The sequence below is a fragment of the Moorena sp. SIO3I6 genome (assembly GCF_010672095.1).
In genome coordinates, this window is record NZ_JAAHHU010000011.1 from 42,108 (window position 1) to 60,559 (window position 18,452).

The window sequence follows — 18,452 nt, forward strand, 5'->3', positions numbered from 1 at the left end:
TTAATCCCCACTGCTGGTCTCTTCCCCCTCTTGCCATGGATTGGATTAGGTTTGAGGTGATTGGCCAACAGTACCATTATAGGGTAATGGTTGACCCAAAGTACTGAGATTAAGCACATGACCACCGGTGACTAAGTAGACTGGGTTAGCCAAGTGCCCCAAATGACGCACCACATTTCCCAAGCGATCGCGAAACGCCCTACCCATAGGATAAGCTGGCACCACTCCCCAGCCAGCCTCTTCTGCAACAAAAATTACAGAACCTTTAACTTTGCTCAAACTATTCCATAAGCTTTGTAACGTTTGGTGCCAAATCGTATCATTCTGTTCTAAGCAATTAGCAACCCAGGTTCCTAGAGAATCTACTAACAGGCAGTGATTGATGTCAGAATAGTTGGTAATTGTTCCTGCCAAGTCCAGTGGTACCAAAAGGGTTGTCCACGAACTGGGGCGTCGCTGCTGATGTTTTTCAATCCGGGCCAGCCACTCTGGATCATCCGGGTTGGTTGTGGCAGTAGCAACGTATATTACCGATTTCCCAGTCTGCATCGCCAGGGTTTCTGCCCACTCGCTTTTGCCAGACCTGGATGGTCCGGTGACTAAAATTAAATTAGTGCTCAATTTGGTACTGGTAAATTTGGTACTATTCAAGGCTATTGGGAGTTATATTGCCATTGCGCGAAAATTAATAAAGCTTATAGTTCAATAATGGGCATCTTCCCCCTTGAAATCAACTATATTTCCTCAAATCAGTCTTCATGAAATCAAAATTGCGACGGATCGAGACAACACTAAATCAGTTAGCAAAAGCTAGTGCCACTGATTCATCAAAACCATCCCCAGCTGTGGCTGATCAAACTAATCACCAACAAGCAGGTGTAGTAAGTCGTAGAAATAAAAAGGAACCTTCTTTCTCTATGGCAGTACAACCGTTCCCTACTCGCCAGGATGAACAGAAGATACCGACTCTGCCTAGATTGAAATACCCTAAACTGGGAAACCATCGCCATGGTGCTAATCCAGCTTTGGCCATGAATCTGTTGCAAGACATTGAGGGAATTGTTCTGGGTTGGCAGCAGGAACTGCACAAAATCCTCCGGCAAATTCAAGACCTATACTTAGAAGGACCAATTGTTGATGGCTGGTTAGAGTCTCAAGCGAGTCAACCCCAAGATGCCATAGGAACCGTAAGACTAGCCCATGGTGACCGGATGATGGACTATGTGGATGAAGGGGTTGAGGTATCGAATACTAATGTTACGTATCAATCTCCTCGTACTGGTTACCGTCTTTGTGGCTTGGATGAGCAGGGTCAATCTTGGTCAAGGTCTTGTCCAGCAGATCAGGTTCCCAGTGTGAGCATGGCAATCGCTCGTTATCAAAAACTGCGACAACTGTTAATTCGGAAAAAATACCTCGAAGATCGCCTTAGTCAACTAGCAGAAACATTAACTGTGATGCACTCTCAGCTAAATAGGCCTTGACATCCTCCCCACCCTATAGAGGGATGGGGATTCCGAAGAATCACTTCTTGGAGTTCCTGGTTGTTCCCTGGCGGGATTTCGGCACTTGGCTAGAGGTTTGAGCCCCCGCTAGTACGCCTGCACAGGCAGTTTCCATTCCCCGATTGCCCACGGGTACTGAGTTTACTCCACGCCATAACACCATCTCGGCAGCCGCATGATCGCGATGAGTCTGGTATCCACATTCAGGACAATGATGAACCCTTTCCCCAAGGGGCTTACCCACAGTTGCGCCGCAACTTGGACAGGTTTGACTTGTACCGTTGGGATTGACTCGCATAAAAAATACCCCCCGTTTCCAGCACACCCATTCCAGGCGAGAAAGAAACGCCCCAAAGGATGCATCAATACACTCTTTGCGGAGCATCCCTCGGTTGAGTCCAACTGTATTCAGGTCTTCTGCAAAAATGGTTTGAGCTTGGTCACAAAGGTTATGTGCCGTTTTGTAATGGAAGTCTTTGCGCTTGGCGGTAATCTCATTATGCAATCGCGCCACCTTGATTTGAGCTTTTTCCCAGTTAGCAGAACGCTTTTGTTTTCGTGCGGCTCGACGTTGCAGCAATTTCAGCTTGCTGTATTGAGACTTCAAAAACTTAGGACGTTCAAAAAAGTTGCCATCAGATGTGGTGGCGAATCGCTCCAATCCCAAGTCAATGCCAATCGCTCTACCATGAACAGAAATATCGGGAATCGACACTTGAGATTGAATCGAAACAATTACATACCATTGGGTTCCACGAGCCTTAGACAACACCCTTACTTGCTTGACTTTAAATCCATCTGGAATTGGGCGACTATAGCTAATTAGGATACTTCCAATCTTGGGCAGTTTAATTTCAAAGCCATTAATTGGGTTGTCTTTGAACTGTGGAAACAAGAAAGACTTGAATTGTCCAAACTTCTTAAACCTTGGAAATCCAAAACCACGTTTTTGAAATGCTTTCCATGTGTCATGCAACCTCCGAATCGTAGTTTGCAACACTTGAGAATAAACATTCTTGAGGTCTGGCCAGGTCTGTTTCAATTTAGGCAAATCATTTTGCTGACGATGATAAGATGGAAAAGGGACGTCGGCGGGAATAATGTATTCCCGATTCAATGAACACCTATCCATCAAACACTTACGGGAGTTGATCCAGTCCTTAAGTTCGCCCAATGCACGGTTATAAACCTGGCGCGACGTTTCCAGCCATTCGAGCATTGTTGCCGATTGGTGCAGGTCTGGATAAATACGGTAAGTGTAGTTCATGGTAAGCATAACCGGATTTTACCACACAGCCGCACGAGTGTTAAAATCTCAAATACTAAAAATAATTGGCTTAGCAACGCCCTCCCTATCCATCCCCACCCTGAAGAAGGATGGGGAATTCCGTGAAAAAAGGTTAATCAAAGCTGCTGATGGGAGCGTCAATTTTTTTTTGCGATTGACCTTTGGTCACGCTTTCGGCAAAGCCGACGCTGCGCGAACGCGATCGCACTCACTTAGGGTTTACTCAATTAGAGCCGATGCTTCCCAAGCTAAAAACTACCTGGAATCTCTCTAACAAAGCCCAAATGGGGTTCGATGCGACCTGTACTCATGCTCACCCAAGCTAGTCCTTCCGAAGTTCCGATCCACAACTTGTTACCAGTATTAGGAGCTAATGCCAGAATACGACTAGAAGGTAGCTTGCCTAGTTTAGCCAAAACTTCTCCACTGTCTCGTTTAATTTTAAATAAGCCATTATCCGTACCAACCCAAACATTACCATCTAGATCAAACTGCACAGCAGTGACATTACGTCCTCTTAGGGGAGTTACAGACCTGAACACTTCGTAAGTGTCTGGGTTAATCACCAGTAAACTATTAGGAGTGCCAGCCCATAGCATTCCCTCCGGTCCTCTGGTCAAGGTTTGTACCGTGTTTCCTGGTAAATCCTTGATGCGAGCAATCACAAAAGCACTAGCAGTATCGACTCGCACTAGCCCTTCTAGAGTCCCCACCCACAGCTGACCCTCTTCATCTAGAGTCAGAGCATTGGCACTGACACCAGGTAATTCTTGTAACGTTGTCATCAACAATCCCTGGTCAGGGCTAATCAGAGCCAGACCGCGATCGCTTCCCACCCAAAGATAGCCACGAGTGTCAATCAATAGGGACAACACATTATTAGACGGTAAGGTAAAGTTTTGGGCATTAATTTCATTATTACGAGGGTCTATACGCAATAGTCCTTCATAGGTTCCTACCCAAATCCGCCCTACCCGGTCTTGAGTTATAGCACCAACAGTGTAATTCGGCAGACTGAGGCGAGTGCGGATTTTTCCAGTATTAGGGTCAATTCTAGTTAATCCTAGCCAAGAGCCCACCCAAAGCTCACCAGTAAAATCCGGTTGCAAGGCAGACACCCGAAAATCTGCTGGCAGGGGCTGGGTTTCTTGCCTGAGGCGTTGATCAGGCAAAGGTCTAGTGGGAGGCGGAGGGTTTCCCCCGGAGGTGGGGGGGGATACCTCTTTATTTACCGAGTTAGTGGATAACTGTGTCTGAGCGATCGCTGTTGAAAAATATGATAAATAGTTGTTTGGCTCACTGTCTGGGATTGACACAGGTAAGATTTGCCCCAGCAGTGTAGCACTGACTACCAGGCCGATACGGTTAGTTAAGCATGCCATTATTTTCAGCATCTTGATTAAGTCTTTTGTTGATCAGGAATTACTGTCACAAGCCCCGCTGCCCAACCTTGTCAAGGAACCTATTATAGTCAATTTTATCGTTTTTGTTACAAAAATGTGATAAATATTTACATTTCGTCACGTTATAAGAGGAGCTGATACATTCCTAAAGAATATTTGAGGTTCAAGTGATCCAATTACCTGGTATATTTCAAAATGATTAAGAAATTCTGAATTGCCTTAGCGACTTGACCCACTAGCAACCCTGGAGCAATCAGCGGAGCGGTCGGGTTAGTAAGTAAAGCTACAGGTAATCCCCAACATTAGCCACAAACAGGTGATTGTGGAATCGGTGTTGTGCCCTTCTTCAGGCTTAGAAAACAAGCCTAGATGGGTTGTTTGTTCTCTTAGCTAGGAGCAACACACAACACTAAGAAAAGAAAATCTATTCTAGCGATAGCAACATTCAGTAGTTCCTAAGGAAGCAACGCATGTCTTACTCATCAACCAGTACTCAGACAAAAGCTGGCTACGATGCCGGTGTAAAAGACTATAAATTAACCTATTATACGCCAGATTATACTCCAAAAGATACGGATATTTTGGCAGCGTTTCGCGTAACACCGCAGCCTGGTGTACCTCCGGAAGAAGCCGGTGCAGCGGTTGCAGCTGAGTCTTCTACGGGTACCTGGACAACAGTTTGGACTGACTTGCTGACTGACCTAGACCGTTACAAAGGTCGTTGCTACGACATCGAACCAGTACGTGGGGAAGACAACCAGTTCATCTGCTTTATTGCCTACCCACTGGATCTGTTTGAAGAAGGCTCAGTCACCAACATGCTGACCTCCATCGTGGGTAACGTGTTTGGTTTCAAAGCTCTGCGAGCACTGCGCTTAGAAGACTTGCGGATTCCCATTGCTTACCTCAAGACCTTCCAAGGACCTCCCCACGGAATTGTTGTAGAGCGGGACAAGCTGAATAAGTATGGTCGTCCTTTGCTTGGTTGTACCATTAAGCCCAAGCTAGGTCTATCCGCTAAGAACTACGGTCGTGCAGTATATGAGTGCTTGCGCGGTGGTCTGGACTTCACCAAAGACGACGAAAATATTAACTCCCAGCCCTTCATGCGCTGGCGCGATCGCTTCCTGTTCGTAGCAGAAGCAATCCACAAATCCCAAGCTGAAACTGGGGAAATCAAAGGTCACTACCTCAACGTCACTGCTCCCACCTGTGAGGAGATGATGAAGCGGGCTGAGTTTGCTAAGTCCCTGGACATGCCCATCATCATGCACGACTACCTCACTGGTGGCTTTACCGCCAACACCACTCTGGCTCGTTGGTGCCGTGATAATGGCGTTCTGCTGCACATCCACCGCGCTATGCACGCTGTGATTGACCGTCAGAAACACCACGGTATGCACTTCCGCGTCTTGGCTAAGTGCTTACGCATGTCCGGTGGTGACCACCTCCACTCCGGTACTGTAGTCGGTAAGCTTGAAGGTGAAAAAGGTATCACCATGGGCTTCGTTGACCTGATGCGGGAAGACCACATTGAGCAAGACCGCGAACGGGGTATTTACTTCACTCAAGACTGGGCTTCCATGCCTGGTGTAATGCCAGTGGCTTCTGGTGGTATTCACGTTTGGCACATGCCTGCGCTAGTAGAAATCTTTGGTGATGATTCCTGCCTACAATTCGGTGGTGGTACTCTAGGTCACCCATGGGGTAATGCTCCTGGTGCTACTGCAAACCGGGTAGCTCTAGAAGCTTGTATCCAAGCTCGTAACGAAGGTCGTAACCTGATGCGTGAAGGTGGTGACATTATCCGGGAAGCTGCTAAGTGGAGTCCTGAGTTGGCAGTTGCTTGCGAACTGTGGAAGGAAATCAAGTTCGAGTTCGAGGCAATGGATACCGTCTGATGCAGTTTGAGGTGTGAAGTTTGAAGTATGAAACGTCATACTTTAGACTTCATAACTTTTTCTAAAAGACTGGGTTCAACCATGGATTTAAAACGAGTTGCGAAAGATACAGCCAAGGTGCTGGCTAGCTATATGACCTATCAAGCACTGCGGACAGTGGTAAACCAGTTAAGAGAAACCGACCCTCCCCGAGCGCTTTGGCTACAGTCTTTTTCCTCACAACAAAGTATCCAAGATGGAGACGCTTATCTTGAGGAATTACTGCGGGCTAAACCTGAATTAGCGTTGCGGATTATGACTGTGCGGCAACATATCGCAGACGAAGTGGCCGAGTTCTTACCTGAAATGGTTTGCACCAGTATCCAGCAGTCGAATATAGAACATCGGCGTCAGCATCTTGAACGCATCACGCAATTCACTATTCCAGATAACCCAACTAATTCTGAGCAGAAAACTGATTCGGACACCTAATTGGTTCAACCGATGAAGTGATCTACTATCCCCCAAATTTCATACCTATACTTCAACAGAGAATCAAACAAAGAATCAAAATCTATGAAAACATTACCAAAAGAGCGTCGTTACGAAACCCTTTCCTACTTACCCCCCCTGAGTGACGCTCAGATTATGCGGCAAGTGGAGTACATCTTAGCGGAAGGTTACATCCCTGCGATTGAGTTCAACGAAACCTCTGAACCAGAGACTTACTACTGGACATTATGGAAACTGCCTTTGTTCAAGGCTACCTCACCTAAAGATGTGCTAGCGGAAGTGGATGAGTGTCGCTCTGAATACCGCGAGTGCTATATCCGAGTTGTAGGTTTTGATAACGTTAAGCAGTGCCAAGTTCTCAGCTTCATCATTCACAAGCCCAATGACGGTGTTAGCCGCAGCCGTTACTACTAAAGGCTAAGGCATTGATGCTTGCCTGAAATATTATTATTAGCCCCCCGATCACCCTCGGGGGGCTGGCACAATAAAAATGGCAACTAACAATTAATAATTGGCCATTTTTCTGGCGCTTACCCTGATTATCGATCTGGCATAGAACCTCTCATCACACCTCCAGGAAGAGAAATTATTGGCACTTGACCGGTAGGAACACTCTCAGGAGTAACTCCAGCAGAAGTAACGCTAGAGGAATCATCAGGATTGATGACAATACCAAGCATCCGGAATACTGTTTGGTTTTCGTCTGGTGATTCTGAAATTGCTCTGACAAAGTTGTTTCTGACATCCAAGGATTGGTTAGCAGTAAATTCTGTAGTTCCAACGTTGAAAGTAAACACAGAATCGGGCAACCCACCAATATGAGCCCCACCCATGGACGACGAAACGACAGGGTCCATAACATTAAAAGTAAAGTTTCCTAGAGCATCAAGCTGACCCGGAAAACTGATCATCATAGGTGCAGCACTAGGAGAGCGAAGACTTTCGAAAGAGATGGGATTAGTTACACCACCAGCAGGGTTATTAACATTAACATTAAGAATGGCATCAGCATTGATACCTGGTCTTAAGGCAGTGCCAATTTGGGTATCTGTGCTTCCTCGATCAAGCAGAGGGTCACTGACTCCATTGAGAGCATTTTGTAAGAAAGATTTTATTTTTCGGATATCCCGACGACAGTCTATGTCTATTATTCCTTCTGGTGGTTGTGATTGTTCTGTTTCAGAAGGGTTGGTTGAGTCAGCTTGAGCAACCCTATTGTTGGTACAAGTTCGGTTATTGCTGTGTACCTCGTCTGCTTTGACAATATTGCCCAAAGTACTATTGAAACCGTAAAAGCATATTCCGACTAAAAAAGCTTGTCGAATAAATTGCCAAGAATATTTGTGCAGTTTTAACATAAGCTATCCTGTTTTAGAAACGAAAAGTGGCACGGAGTACACCGATATAAATATCGTTGTTTTCTTCTATATGTCCAGGATCAGTAACCATAAAAAATCCTGGAGTAATATAGATATTGTTGCTAAATTTGTGGCGATAGAAAATTTCATAGTGAATTGAAGTGGCGTTATCTTCTCCTAAAAGTAAACCATTGCCGTTCTCTAATTTTAGAGGTTGACCAATGATTAAGCCTAGTAAACTTCCTTCTTGACCAAAGGGATCTGAAAAGGCTAAGGAAAGCAAGTAAGTGCTGGCATTAGCAAAATCATCTGATGCCAAAGCATTAGTGAAGGTATATCCTCCCCAACCCGCAAAGGTAAGGTTATCAGTAAAACGCCACTGTAAACTACCGCCCACAGCATGGGTCTGAGTTTCTTGAAGCAGTAGACTAGAAGTATCAGCGTTAAAGCTACCTGCGAAAGTATTTAACTGACCATCATTGGCGTAGGCATTAATATAGTGTAGTCCAGCCGCCATGTTATTGGCTGGGGTAAACAATAATTGCACTCCTAAAGCACTATGATCTGGACTAATAAAACCCTCACTAGGGCTACTGCTATTCCGGGTTCCGTAAGCAACTTGTAAACGGAGTGGATCTGCTACAAACCAGTCTAAACCAACCCCCGCATCGAGAGCGCCAATTTTGAAAAGTGGACTGGCTTCGCCGAAACGAGAGATAGAACCTATACCCACATCCAAGAAGGGACTATTAGCAGTAAGGACACTACCTAAACTAAAACCGACTGGTTTTATAGTAAAGACAACTCGGTCACTAATGGCAAAGCGGTATTCTAAGCTATCTAAAACCACATCATTATCGAGATCGTCTTGGTAAGACAGTAAGGCGGCAAAAGTATTGAGTACATTGGGGTTGGCAAAACCACCATCATCGAAATTACCGGAAGCTAAAACAATACGCAGACGATCTCTGCCTGTGAATGAAGCAACAGTTCCAATGCGGGCAAGATAATTAAGAACAGTGTTAGCATCTCCTGTGCCTGGTGGATTGCCTCCTTCAGCAGCAGCTAGGCCAAAAATAACTTCTCCTCCAAATTTGACAGTGGTGGAAAACTGATGCTCCTCTAGGAAAGCAACTCGACTGTCTAGGTTATCTACCCGTGTTTTTAGTTGGGCTAATTCTGGGTCAAATTGATTAGCTAATTGTTGTAATGTGGCTAAATCTTCTTCAGAAATACGATTAGCACTTTCAACCGCAACCAGTCTCTCAATCTGTTCCATACAGGCGTTCAAACCTGCGGCAAATTCATAGCGAGTTAAGGCTCGGTTGCCTTGAAAAGTCCTATCTTGGTATCCGGCAATACAACCATAGCGTTCTATTAAATTTCGTAGTGCTTCAAATGCCCAGTCCCCCGGTTGCACATCTTGGAGTTGGACAATATTGGTTACCTGAGTCATGGCTGTGCCATCAATTTCAGGTGATGGTTCCAGGGATGTTGATTGTTCTGGTAGTTCTGGAACTGTTGATGTGGCTTCGCTGAGTTGATCAACCCTGGGACTGACTGGGTTGGTTGTTGTTGTTGTATTAACACTCTCGATCTTGTCTAATAAGACTATACCCAGTTCTGCATCAAAATCCTTAAGCAGTCGTTCTAGTCTGGCTCGGTGATGTTGAATAACTGCGTCTTCTGATACGGCGCTATAAGTTTGGGCGATATGCTGTTGACAAGCACTTAAGATAGCAGCAAATTCAGAACGGGTTAAGGCTTCATTGTTTACAAAGGCGCTCTTGTCCGTGGTACAGCCAGAAAATTCAACTAGTTCTCTCAAGGCTTCGTAAGACCAGCTTCCAGGTTGTAAATTGTCGGTTAGTGCCCAGGTTTTGGGGGCAGTTAATAGCAATCCGGTTACTCCTGATAGGAAAAGGAGTAAGAGTTTTTGAGTTTTCATGGTCACTCCTGCACACTGAAAAAAGGTAAAATATCGGTTGATTCAAAACTTTATCTCTCTGTTTCCATAAATGATGGTGTTTTATTTTCAATTTCAGGACATAAGAATAAAATCTCATTAATATTCTCAATAACACCATCATTTTCTTTCCCCTCATCAATCAACTCCTGACTAGGTGGGTCAAAGTTTAAGTCTGATAGGCTGATAAGTGAATTGCCTTGACCAATGAGTTCAAGAAAGTGCTTGATTCTGATTCCTTGGCCCCCATCTTTTGGTTTATTTGTAATTCCTTTCCCATGAATACCTACTAAATAACCTTGCTCATTAAGTACAAGTCCACCGCTCATACCTTGGACTGTTGGATTTGTATAAGCAAAATCGTAGCCTCCATCTGGTTGAGGAGCATCTAACGACTTTACAGTACCAGAAGTAGATTTCATGATAGTATCAATATCCTTATCATTATTATTATCATAATTTTCTAAAATTTTCTCACTTGGAAAGCCAAATACAAAGACTTTATCATCTTGTTGAATACTGTCTGAATTATCTATAGATACGGTAAAGTAATTACGCTTACTTTTAAATTTAATAATTGCTAAGTCAAATCCATCTATATCAGAATTTTTTTTAGGATCATAATTACCAAATGATTCAATATAATCGTCGCATTTTTGTTTAGACATTGGGTTCACAGGATAAACTCCCTCTCTTTGTTCCTTTGATGATTTTTTTGAGTCTCTAATAATTTTATGGATATAATCACATCTGTCCAATATAGGTGTCTCAAGTACATGAACATTTGTTAACGCATAATAAACATTATCTTGTTTGCGTTTGCCTACAATTTTGGCTATAATGACACCTGAACCTATAAATTTATCTAAGTATTTTTGTAAATAATTAGATTTAAACAAGGAATCTTTAATTGTTCGACTATCAAGTGATTTCAAATCTGGGCCATGAAAAACCACCGTCATTTTAGCTATTGCTTCAATGTCATTTTGACTCAGCACTTTAGTTTGAGTCTGTGATAAACCTTGAAAATTAGGTATTAGTATTAAAAATAAAGCTGTAAAAAATCCTAATAATAGTATCAAAATTCGATAGAATTGATTCATGGTTATCCTCACACATTTATTTATTGGTCTAAAACCTATAAATTAAATCTAATTTAATCATCAGCTTCGACTGTTACTGTTGGTAAGTTGATTCCTTGTATACAGCGTTTTTCATAACTATGAGGTACACAGATTTTTTTTCCTGTTACCTCTTTCCTGTTCTGACTTCCTTGTTGTGACTTCCCTGTTCCGAAGTCCCTAAAACCTAGGAGTTTATAACTAACCCAATTTAAAACTGCTGTAAAAGAGTCGATAGTTGGGATATAGCTTGGTTGAACTGATTGAGTTTTTATATCTGTAAGACTTCCAGATATTTTAGTTCCTTCTTGAAAAAGACTAATGGGAATTGCCGAACTCAAAGCATTCATTTTATGGAACAGTTCAGGAGAAGGATATGTGCCATCAGTCAGAGCAAATATCTCTATTCCTTGAATCGGATATTTTCCTCGACCATTCAGACCAATAACTTGACCTTTAGAGTCTAAAACAGGGCCGCCACTCATTCCTACTTCGACCTCATTAGTGTAACCCATTTTATAACCTTCAGGTAAAGATGGTTCTGACATTAACATTTCCAGTGTTCCTATTGTTATATGAAATGCTCTTAAACCCCAATCAAAAGTTTCTATAGAGCCTTTTGAGTTGTAGATATAGTTAGGAAATCCTACGGCATAAACCTGTTCTCCAATTGTGATTTCAGAATTCCTTAAAACAGCAACCTCGTAGTCGATATCACTGATAAATTCTACTAAAGCTAGATCAATGCCCTTAAAATTAGAAAGATTCTTCCGACGTGCTGGATGACTCTGACCATCTCCTGTTAAAATTGTATATTGTTGATCAGAACTGCCATCAGCTACATGAGCATTAGTTAAGACAGTATAAGTTTGTCCTTGACGCTTTATAATAATTCCAGAACCTGCTCCAAGCTGGGTGAAAATACGAACAGTTATTTGAAGAGCATTTTTTTGTATGGATTCGTCAATTGTTGAATCATAAATAGCAAATTTATCTGTAGGATTTTCAACCTCAGAAGTAATTTATATTAATGAGGTAGAGTTAACATTGTCTAATTCTGCTAATTGACTTTCAATTGTTGCTCCTAACTTTAAATAAATAGGAGCAGATCGCAAGGGAATATCTACTGATAAGAAATTATCAGGAATATCAAATAGCTGTCTCAGAACTATCTTTGGATCTTGAGCAGATGGAAGAACAACCAATAAATTACTACCGTCGCCTTTGCAAGTGTATTTAAAATCGTAAACCCAACAAATAACTTCTTTACCGTTGATAAAGTCAGTCGTCAGTAACAAGTCTGACATTTTATTTGGATGATTAGCTACGATCAGGTTTAATCGTTTAGTAACTTCTTGGCACTGTTGTTGACTAGAAAAAGAGTCAGCAAAGATGCTAAAGTTCCAATGAATTAGAGTATTGGTTTGTTTACCACTTGGGCTAACAGCAATAGTGGCATAACCTTTGTCTGAATTAATACACTCGAAATTGATTCTGCTAGATACAGATTGCTTAGTTGAAATTACACTGGCTAGGGTAAGACTGGTAACTAGCAGTTGAGTAAAAGACATAAGCATGAAAACTGGAATATTAGCAGAGATTGAACCAAACTCAACCGAAAGAGTGACTTTAGTTTAGTTCAACCCCTAGTCAAGACTTTTTTGATTTCAATTAATTTTTTATTACTTTTCTATTGAAAAGGATCCTCCCAATCACTAGGGCTATCTCCTATTCCAAGATCCAAAAAGCTCTCTATATCTACTCCAAGGTTTAGATGATCTAAGGGAATTGTAATCTCAGTAATCCCACTTTGCCGTAGAGGAGGTTGATCTTCACCTTTTCTATTAGCAGCATCCTCAAGACGATTCTTTAGAGTCCCAAGAGCTATTTTGGCATCTTGCAATGTTTTTCCACCCAGAATAGTAACCAGGATGTTATCACCGTTACTTTGACAACTGCCTTGAGGATTTGAAGTATAGCAAATTACAGGAAGAGAATAATTCCTATCTTTAAAAGGAAAAGGTTTATGCATACCAGGTACTAATATTATTTTCCTCATTTGGTAGTTAAACTCAACATAGGCATCATTAAGCCTCTGAGAAACTACTGCACAACGTTCTTGAGGTTGCCAGTCTAGTGCTTCCATGATTTCCCAAGTAATTATTGGTGGTGTTTTTTTTCCAGTTTCAACAGCAACAGCAATTGTTTCATGACCATTATTTGAGTTAGGCTGACATTTAAATTCTGCTCTTCGAGTATTAGCTAATACAGAAGTACCTGTTAGATAAAGAAAGCTAAAAAAGGCAAAACTAGCAAGCAAATATTTAGCAAAAAATTTTATTTTCATGGTAAATTACTGATTCAACTAAAAAACACAAAACTTTTATTTGAAAGGATCAATAGGATTAGGAGACTGGATAGGACTGGTATTTAAAGTTAGAGACTCTTCTACGAAGTCTCCTAATCTAAATACATATGGAGCACCAGGATTCTGAGGAATTAGAATTGGGAAAATATCTTGATATCTTTCCCCAAAAGTTAACAGTAGATTGCTGCCATCACTCATACAGCGCTGTTTCTCACTATTCACAACACAGAGGACACCCAAACCATTAAGACGACCATTAGTAAGATATAGTTTTCTTAATTGGTAGTCATTTTGAGCATAAAAGTTGTTGAGCCTATTGGTAACATGAAAACAGCGTTGCTCTGGTGTCCATGAATTCTGATAAAATATATAATCTCGCCAAACAAAAATAGGGGCTGTTTTTTGTCCACTAGCGATAGAAATAGCAATGGCTTCATAACTGTTATCGTTTTTGTTATAGTTACAGGCAAACCTTACAGTTGGAGGATTTACACTGACAACTTCGCCCTCAGAGGATGGAGAATTCGGTAAAATAACTCTACCCTTGCTATCCGTTAGCTTAAGAACAACTCGATAGTCTCCTTGGCTGTTATCAACTGAAGACACAAAGATTCTCCAAGTTCCTGTTTCAGCCGTATTATCATCCTTAAATTTTTCTCGCTTTCCTACTCCCTCCTGATCAATCGATTTCAGCAACCTGCCATTGGGATCAACTACATATAACTTCAAATTAACCCCAGAATCCGCAACAGGAATTGCCTCTAATTCGATGTCGTAGCCTGAGATTGTTTTGAAATGATACTCATTACAGATTTTTTCTTGAGTCAAGTGACAAGTGGGCGTGTCAGTGAAGCTAATTCTTCCCCAAACAGGTTCAGTAGATTGCAACTCCTGAATTGCCCAAACCGTCTTCCCAAAGCCCAAAAGAGAAATTCCGGTAATGGCAGCAGTAGTAATCCTATGGAACAAGTTGCTCTTCATGAGCAGATATCCGAAAATTTGACAAGGGTTTAACCTAAAGCTTTCGTCAACCTTCGGGAGTAATAATATAGTTAGATTGGAATCAGCGGCAACTAAAGTTTACAATTCTTTACTTTTTAGAGGCTCACTTACTTTTAAATTAAAGAGTTAGTAAGGTTGTTTTAGGGGATATAGAGGCAACCTGGGAGCAGATCAGCTTTGTGGGCTGGGTTTTTGGAACGTAGGTGTGAAGCCAAGCGATCGCGACCTAAGGAGCGTCAGCCTTCTCGAAGAGTAACCCAGCACCTGGATCAATGTTGGGTTTTAGGTTTCGTAGCGCTTATGGCCAAGCAAGCTACAGCCAAACTTACCTGAATAGGTATATCCAAAACTGACATACTTCCGGAAATCTCGGCTCATAGCCTCTAAATCAATACACCAAGACTTACACAGTACAGGGTGGATTTGATGTTAGGAACAACGATAGGCGGACGCTATCACATTATCGACAAACTTGGCGAAGGTACATACGGTCAGACATGGTTAGCAAAAGATCGACATTTACTGGACTCTCCCTACTGTGTAGTTAAACAATTGAAGCCCGAGACTACCGACGCCTCTGAGTGGGAGATAGCCAAACGATTATTTGAAGAAGAAGCAAAAACTTTGCAAGAATTAGCCAAAAATGACCTAATTCCGCAAATAATGGCTTATTTAGAAGAAAACGATCAGCGCTACTTAGTTCAGGAATATATTCAAGGGCATGATCTAAGTAAAGAACTGAATTTAGGGGAAAAGTGGCAGGAAAAACGAGTTATAGAGCTTTTACAACAAATTTTACAGGCATTAGAAGTTATTCAACAGCATAACCTTATCCACCGCGACATTAAACCGTCTAACTTAATGAGACGTGAGCAAGATAAGAAAGTGGTTCTGATTGACTTTGGAGCCGTAAAAAAGTGGCAACCTGATAACCAGCGTAGAGCAGGGACTGTTAGGATTGGCACACCAGACTATATGGCTCCTGAACAAGATCAGGGTCATCCTAACCTCAGTAGTGATCTATACGCAGTGGGAATGATTGGAATCGAAGCACTTACAGGAGAACTGCCCAACCCCCTACAATCGGATGAAAATGGCAAAATAATCTGGCATAATAACCAAGTCAAGGTCAGTAATGAACTAGCAGCAGTTTTAGATAAAATGGTACGCTACAACTCTGATGAGCGTTACTCCTGTGCAACTCAGGCACTAGAAGCACTTAAGGAGGTTACAGAGAAACTACAACCAACCATAACACTTAAGCCTCTTCAACCAAATCCAAAAGCTCCCGCATCTCCACACTTTAATTTTGGGGCGATGCTTTTAGCTTGCTGGTTTTCTTTTATCCTTGCTTTGGGTTTTTTCTTTTTAGTTTTCAAGCCAACAGGAGAAGGTAAACAAAAAAAAGATCAAAGTCCTGAAAAGCCACAAGAACCAATTGTTCCCAATACAACACAACCTCCTGTCCCTCGGTCATGCGATCCCTGGTGTTGAAACTCAGAATATAGAAAACCTATACTTTCTTTATTCTTTCAAGGCTCAAAAAAAATTAGAATAATTTTAAACTTTAATAAGGCTGTCTCATCCCTTCCTAGTTAACATCCCTCATCAGCATCAACTCTCCCCAGATCAGGAGCAAATCTTCTTGCTACGTTTCGCGAGTGAGATGGAATATCAGGAAATTGCAAGTCAACTGAAGACCTCTAGAGGGTTGTGGCGCAAACCCATGAGTCAAATCTACATGATTTTAATAATTTTGTGGAATGGGCATCTTGATGGAATGGGCATCTGGCTGTGGAACGGGCATCTTGGTGGAATGGGCATCTGGCTGTGGAACGGGCATCTTGCCCGTTACAATTCCCAGGCGGGCAGGATGCCCACCCCACTGATATTCATCCCGCCCCTCAGCAATGCCAGAAATTTGACATCACAAGGGTTAATCGCTAATTTTCACCAATGATGTCTAATCACTAATGTAAGTATTCAGCTATCAGCTATCAGCTATCAGTTGATGCACTACGCGCACGGTACTTGAGGTGCTATCAGGGGCTTTAACTCGACGAGGTCGGATCAGTAAGACTAGCAGAGATTTTCAAGCAGCCGTACCAGCCCGTAAGCTTGTTTACTACCTCCCCTTGATTAGCTGATAGCTGACAGCTGATAGCTGACAGCTTACCTAATTACTAGTTATCAGCTTCACAGGACTTAATCAGTTTATTGAAATCTTCAGGAGGTTCCGCACCACCAGTAATTTCTAGACCAATACTTAGAAACTCTTCATAGGGGTATTTTTCTTGAATTTTATCAATGGTACACTGACAAAATGCCTGAGCCTCTGAGCCCTTAGTGCCAACACATTGCCCCATGTAAAAATTTACAAACTCTGGTGTATAGCCAATCTCAGCGTTTTGGAGGATAGTCTCAGCTTCTTCAGGGATAGTCAATGGTTTTTGAGGAATAGTCTCAGCCTCTTCAGGGATAGTCAATGGTTTTTGAGGAATAGTCTCAGCCTCTTCAGGGATAGTTTCAGTTTCTTGGGAATAACCAACGGTTGGGCTGACGAGAGCAAACAAACAGGCACTGATAATTGATAGCTGGTATCGTTTGATGTTCATGCTTTTAACCTCTACAGAAAATAGCCGATTCGGACTATTTTAACAATTGCACACTATTAGGTTTCCCATCTTTTCTCTGAAAGAAACATTAGGCAAAAATATTGCATGCAAAAGGCAAAACAGCTCATTAAAAATTAGCAATTAACTGTTTTTAATCAACAATTAACTGTTAGCAATTTTTAAAATACTAAGAGACTAGCCAATAAACACAATACCAGCTTTTACCTTGTAGGATAGGCCAAAAAAGTTTGGTTTTGTTGAGTATTCTAGATTAGATTAACTTAAGTGGCTAGTTATCAGTAGCTAGTTAAAAAAATACCTCAAAATCCCTTCCACACACCAAAGCTTAGTATCACTAGATACTCAATTCTCGATTATTGCTATCAAGAGCTAATCTTTCTAAGAATAACTAGCAACTTTCCTGAGATTACTTCGCCCACCCCACTTTAATTGGTATTTTTTTTTGACGCAAGTCCCTAATGACTACCAATAATCATCCCCGCCAGTAGCACAAAGCCAATCCAGACATTTTGGCGAAAAATCTCTCCATAGACAGATGTGGGATGATTGGGCTTTCGTAGTCTAGTATAGTGCCAAATCCAGACTACTGTCGCTATCACTAGGGTTAACCAAAAGGCCAGTTGGAGATCCATCACAACCCCGAGGCCAGCAAGCAAGCTAGCACTACCAGCAAAGAACACACCTACGGCATCAGCAGCATACTTACCGAAAAACAAGGCACTAGAGCGCACCCCAATCCTCTGGTCATCCTCCCGGTCTGGCATGGCATAGACTGTGTCAAATCCCAATGCCCAAAGTACTGTTGCTCCCCAGAGTAACCAGGTAGCTGGTTCTAGAGTAGTAGTAATGGCACTCCAACTAATCAGTACAGCAAAACCCCAAGCAATTGCCATAACCAGTTGCGGTACAGCAAACACTCGCTTGGCAGATGGGTAAAACACAATTACTGGTACAGCGGCCACGCAAAGCCCAAAGGTGAAAGCATTAAGATACAGAGCAATCACCCCAGCGCAGACCATAGCAACTAAGGCAACTACTACGCCAACTTTGACCGATAGGGCTTTGGATGCCAAAGGGCGTGAGCGAGTTCGCGCCACTTGGGAATCAATATTGTGATCCCAAACGTCATTAATTACACAGCCAGCAGCACTGGTGGCTAAGCTTCCAAGAATAATCACCGCAACCAGGGGAATCGGTGGTGTCCCTTGGGCTGCTAAAAAAACAGCCCACAGTGCTGGCACCATTAAAATCAATCGTCCAGTTGGCTTGTCCCATCGCAACAGTCGCATAATGGCTAGCCAGGTGGGTATGGGATTGGGGTTTGGCTGGGTAAGCATAGCAGGAATGGTTACTTGTTTGTTGGTAATTTTGTTTGTAGGTAATTTTCCGGATTGTTTCCTCGAATCAGAGGA

19 protein-coding genes are annotated in these 18,452 nt (G+C 42.4%); 7 read left to right on the top strand and 12 right to left on the bottom strand.

What is annotated here, in order from left to right; genetic code table 11:
* Nucleotides 1–45: 45 nt before the first annotated feature.
* Nucleotides 46–651, bottom strand: a complete 606-nt coding sequence (gene cobU, locus F6K49_RS06250; RefSeq protein ID WP_293068854.1) for a bifunctional adenosylcobinamide kinase/adenosylcobinamide-phosphate guanylyltransferase — start codon at nucleotides 649–651, stop codon at nucleotides 46–48.
* Nucleotides 652–758: 107 nt separating this feature from the next.
* On the opposite strand from cobU, the gene F6K49_RS06255 reads away from it, so the two are divergent.
* Complete coding sequence (locus F6K49_RS06255) at nucleotides 759–1,484, top strand: hypothetical protein (RefSeq protein ID WP_293019094.1); 726 nt, start codon at nucleotides 759–761, stop codon at nucleotides 1,482–1,484.
* Between the two features lie 40 nt (nucleotides 1,485–1,524).
* Here the strand turns inward: F6K49_RS06255 and F6K49_RS06260 are convergent, their stop codons facing one another.
* Entirely contained in the window at nucleotides 1,525–2,772 is a 1,248-nt protein-coding gene (locus F6K49_RS06260) for an RNA-guided endonuclease TnpB family protein (RefSeq protein ID WP_070394933.1), read from the bottom strand.
* Between F6K49_RS06260 and F6K49_RS06265 the strand changes: the two genes are divergently transcribed.
* On the top strand, nucleotides 2,771–3,067 hold the full coding sequence (locus F6K49_RS06265) for a hypothetical protein (RefSeq protein WP_293095072.1): 297 nt from the start codon (nucleotides 2,771–2,773) through the stop codon (nucleotides 3,065–3,067). The genes F6K49_RS06260 and F6K49_RS06265 overlap by 2 nt on opposite strands.
* Here the strand turns inward: F6K49_RS06265 and F6K49_RS06270 are convergent.
* Nucleotides 3,042–4,175: a two-component regulator propeller domain-containing protein gene (locus F6K49_RS06270; RefSeq protein WP_293095075.1), complete on the bottom strand. Its 1,134-nt coding sequence runs from the start codon at nucleotides 4,173–4,175 to the stop codon at nucleotides 3,042–3,044. The two genes, F6K49_RS06265 and F6K49_RS06270, sit on opposite strands and share 26 nt — an antisense overlap.
* 491 nt (nucleotides 4,176–4,666) lie before the next feature.
* Between F6K49_RS06270 and F6K49_RS06275 the strand changes: the two genes are divergently transcribed.
* The 3 genes from F6K49_RS06275 to F6K49_RS06285 all read left to right on the top strand — a co-directional run bounded on the left by F6K49_RS06275 (nucleotide 4,667) and on the right by F6K49_RS06285 (nucleotide 7,003).
* On the top strand, nucleotides 4,667–6,097 hold the full coding sequence (locus F6K49_RS06275) for a form I ribulose bisphosphate carboxylase large subunit (RefSeq protein ID WP_075902873.1): 1,431 nt from the start codon (nucleotides 4,667–4,669) through the stop codon (nucleotides 6,095–6,097).
* 81 nt (nucleotides 6,098–6,178) lie between these two features.
* Nucleotides 6,179–6,568 (top strand): chaperonin family protein RbcX, encoded by a 390-nt coding sequence (locus F6K49_RS06280; RefSeq protein ID WP_293051483.1) that lies wholly within the window; start codon nucleotides 6,179–6,181, stop codon nucleotides 6,566–6,568.
* 84 nt (nucleotides 6,569–6,652) lie between these two features.
* The gene (locus F6K49_RS06285) at nucleotides 6,653–7,003 is read left to right on the top strand and encodes a ribulose bisphosphate carboxylase small subunit (protein WP_293019099.1); all 351 of its coding nucleotides are present in this window, start codon (nucleotides 6,653–6,655) and stop codon (nucleotides 7,001–7,003) included.
* Nucleotides 7,004–7,128: 125 nt separating this feature from the next.
* Here the strand turns inward: F6K49_RS06285 and F6K49_RS06290 are convergent, their stop codons facing one another.
* The 7 genes from F6K49_RS06290 to F6K49_RS06320 form a co-directional block, all read right to left on the bottom strand.
* Nucleotides 7,129–7,947, bottom strand: coding sequence for a hypothetical protein (locus F6K49_RS06290; protein ID WP_293095078.1), 819 nt, complete (start codon nucleotides 7,945–7,947; stop codon nucleotides 7,129–7,131).
* Between the two features lie 13 nt (nucleotides 7,948–7,960).
* Nucleotides 7,961–9,895, bottom strand: coding sequence for an iron uptake porin (locus F6K49_RS06295; protein WP_293095081.1), 1,935 nt, complete (start codon nucleotides 9,893–9,895; stop codon nucleotides 7,961–7,963).
* A 50-nt stretch (nucleotides 9,896–9,945) separates the two neighbouring features.
* On the bottom strand, nucleotides 9,946–11,016 hold the full coding sequence (locus F6K49_RS06300) for a serine protease (protein WP_293095085.1): 1,071 nt from the start codon (nucleotides 11,014–11,016) through the stop codon (nucleotides 9,946–9,948).
* Between the two features lie 53 nt (nucleotides 11,017–11,069).
* Complete coding sequence (locus F6K49_RS06305) at nucleotides 11,070–12,056, bottom strand: serine protease (protein WP_366514137.1); 987 nt, start codon at nucleotides 12,054–12,056, stop codon at nucleotides 11,070–11,072.
* Nucleotides 12,057–12,605, bottom strand: a complete 549-nt coding sequence (locus F6K49_RS06310; RefSeq protein WP_293095089.1) for a COP23 domain-containing protein — start codon at nucleotides 12,603–12,605, stop codon at nucleotides 12,057–12,059.
* Between the two features lie 119 nt (nucleotides 12,606–12,724).
* Nucleotides 12,725–13,381, bottom strand: a complete 657-nt coding sequence (locus F6K49_RS06315; RefSeq protein WP_293095092.1) for a COP23 domain-containing protein — start codon at nucleotides 13,379–13,381, stop codon at nucleotides 12,725–12,727.
* Between the two features lie 36 nt (nucleotides 13,382–13,417).
* Nucleotides 13,418–14,383, bottom strand: a complete 966-nt coding sequence (locus F6K49_RS06320) for a COP23 domain-containing protein (RefSeq protein ID WP_293095095.1) — start codon at nucleotides 14,381–14,383, stop codon at nucleotides 13,418–13,420.
* Between the two features lie 447 nt (nucleotides 14,384–14,830).
* Here F6K49_RS06320 and F6K49_RS06325 point away from each other — a divergent pair, with 447 nt between their 5' ends.
* Nucleotides 14,831–15,898, top strand: a complete 1,068-nt coding sequence (locus F6K49_RS06325) for a serine/threonine-protein kinase (protein WP_293028730.1) — start codon at nucleotides 14,831–14,833, stop codon at nucleotides 15,896–15,898.
* Between the two features lie 106 nt (nucleotides 15,899–16,004).
* Complete coding sequence (locus F6K49_RS06330) at nucleotides 16,005–16,364, top strand: sigma-70 region 4 domain-containing protein (protein WP_293028739.1); 360 nt, start codon at nucleotides 16,005–16,007, stop codon at nucleotides 16,362–16,364.
* 223 nt (nucleotides 16,365–16,587) lie between these two features.
* Here the strand turns inward: F6K49_RS06330 and F6K49_RS06335 are convergent, their stop codons facing one another.
* Together F6K49_RS06335 and F6K49_RS06340 are read right to left on the bottom strand one after the other, a co-directional pair.
* A complete protein-coding gene (locus tag F6K49_RS06335; protein ID WP_293095098.1) occupies nucleotides 16,588–17,019 on the bottom strand; it encodes a hypothetical protein in 432 nt (143 codons plus the stop codon).
* Nucleotides 17,020–17,495: 476 nt separating this feature from the next.
* Complete coding sequence (locus F6K49_RS06340; RefSeq protein WP_293095101.1) at nucleotides 17,496–18,377, bottom strand: 4-hydroxybenzoate solanesyltransferase; 882 nt, start codon at nucleotides 18,375–18,377, stop codon at nucleotides 17,496–17,498.
* Nucleotides 18,378–18,452: the final 75 nt, after the last annotated feature.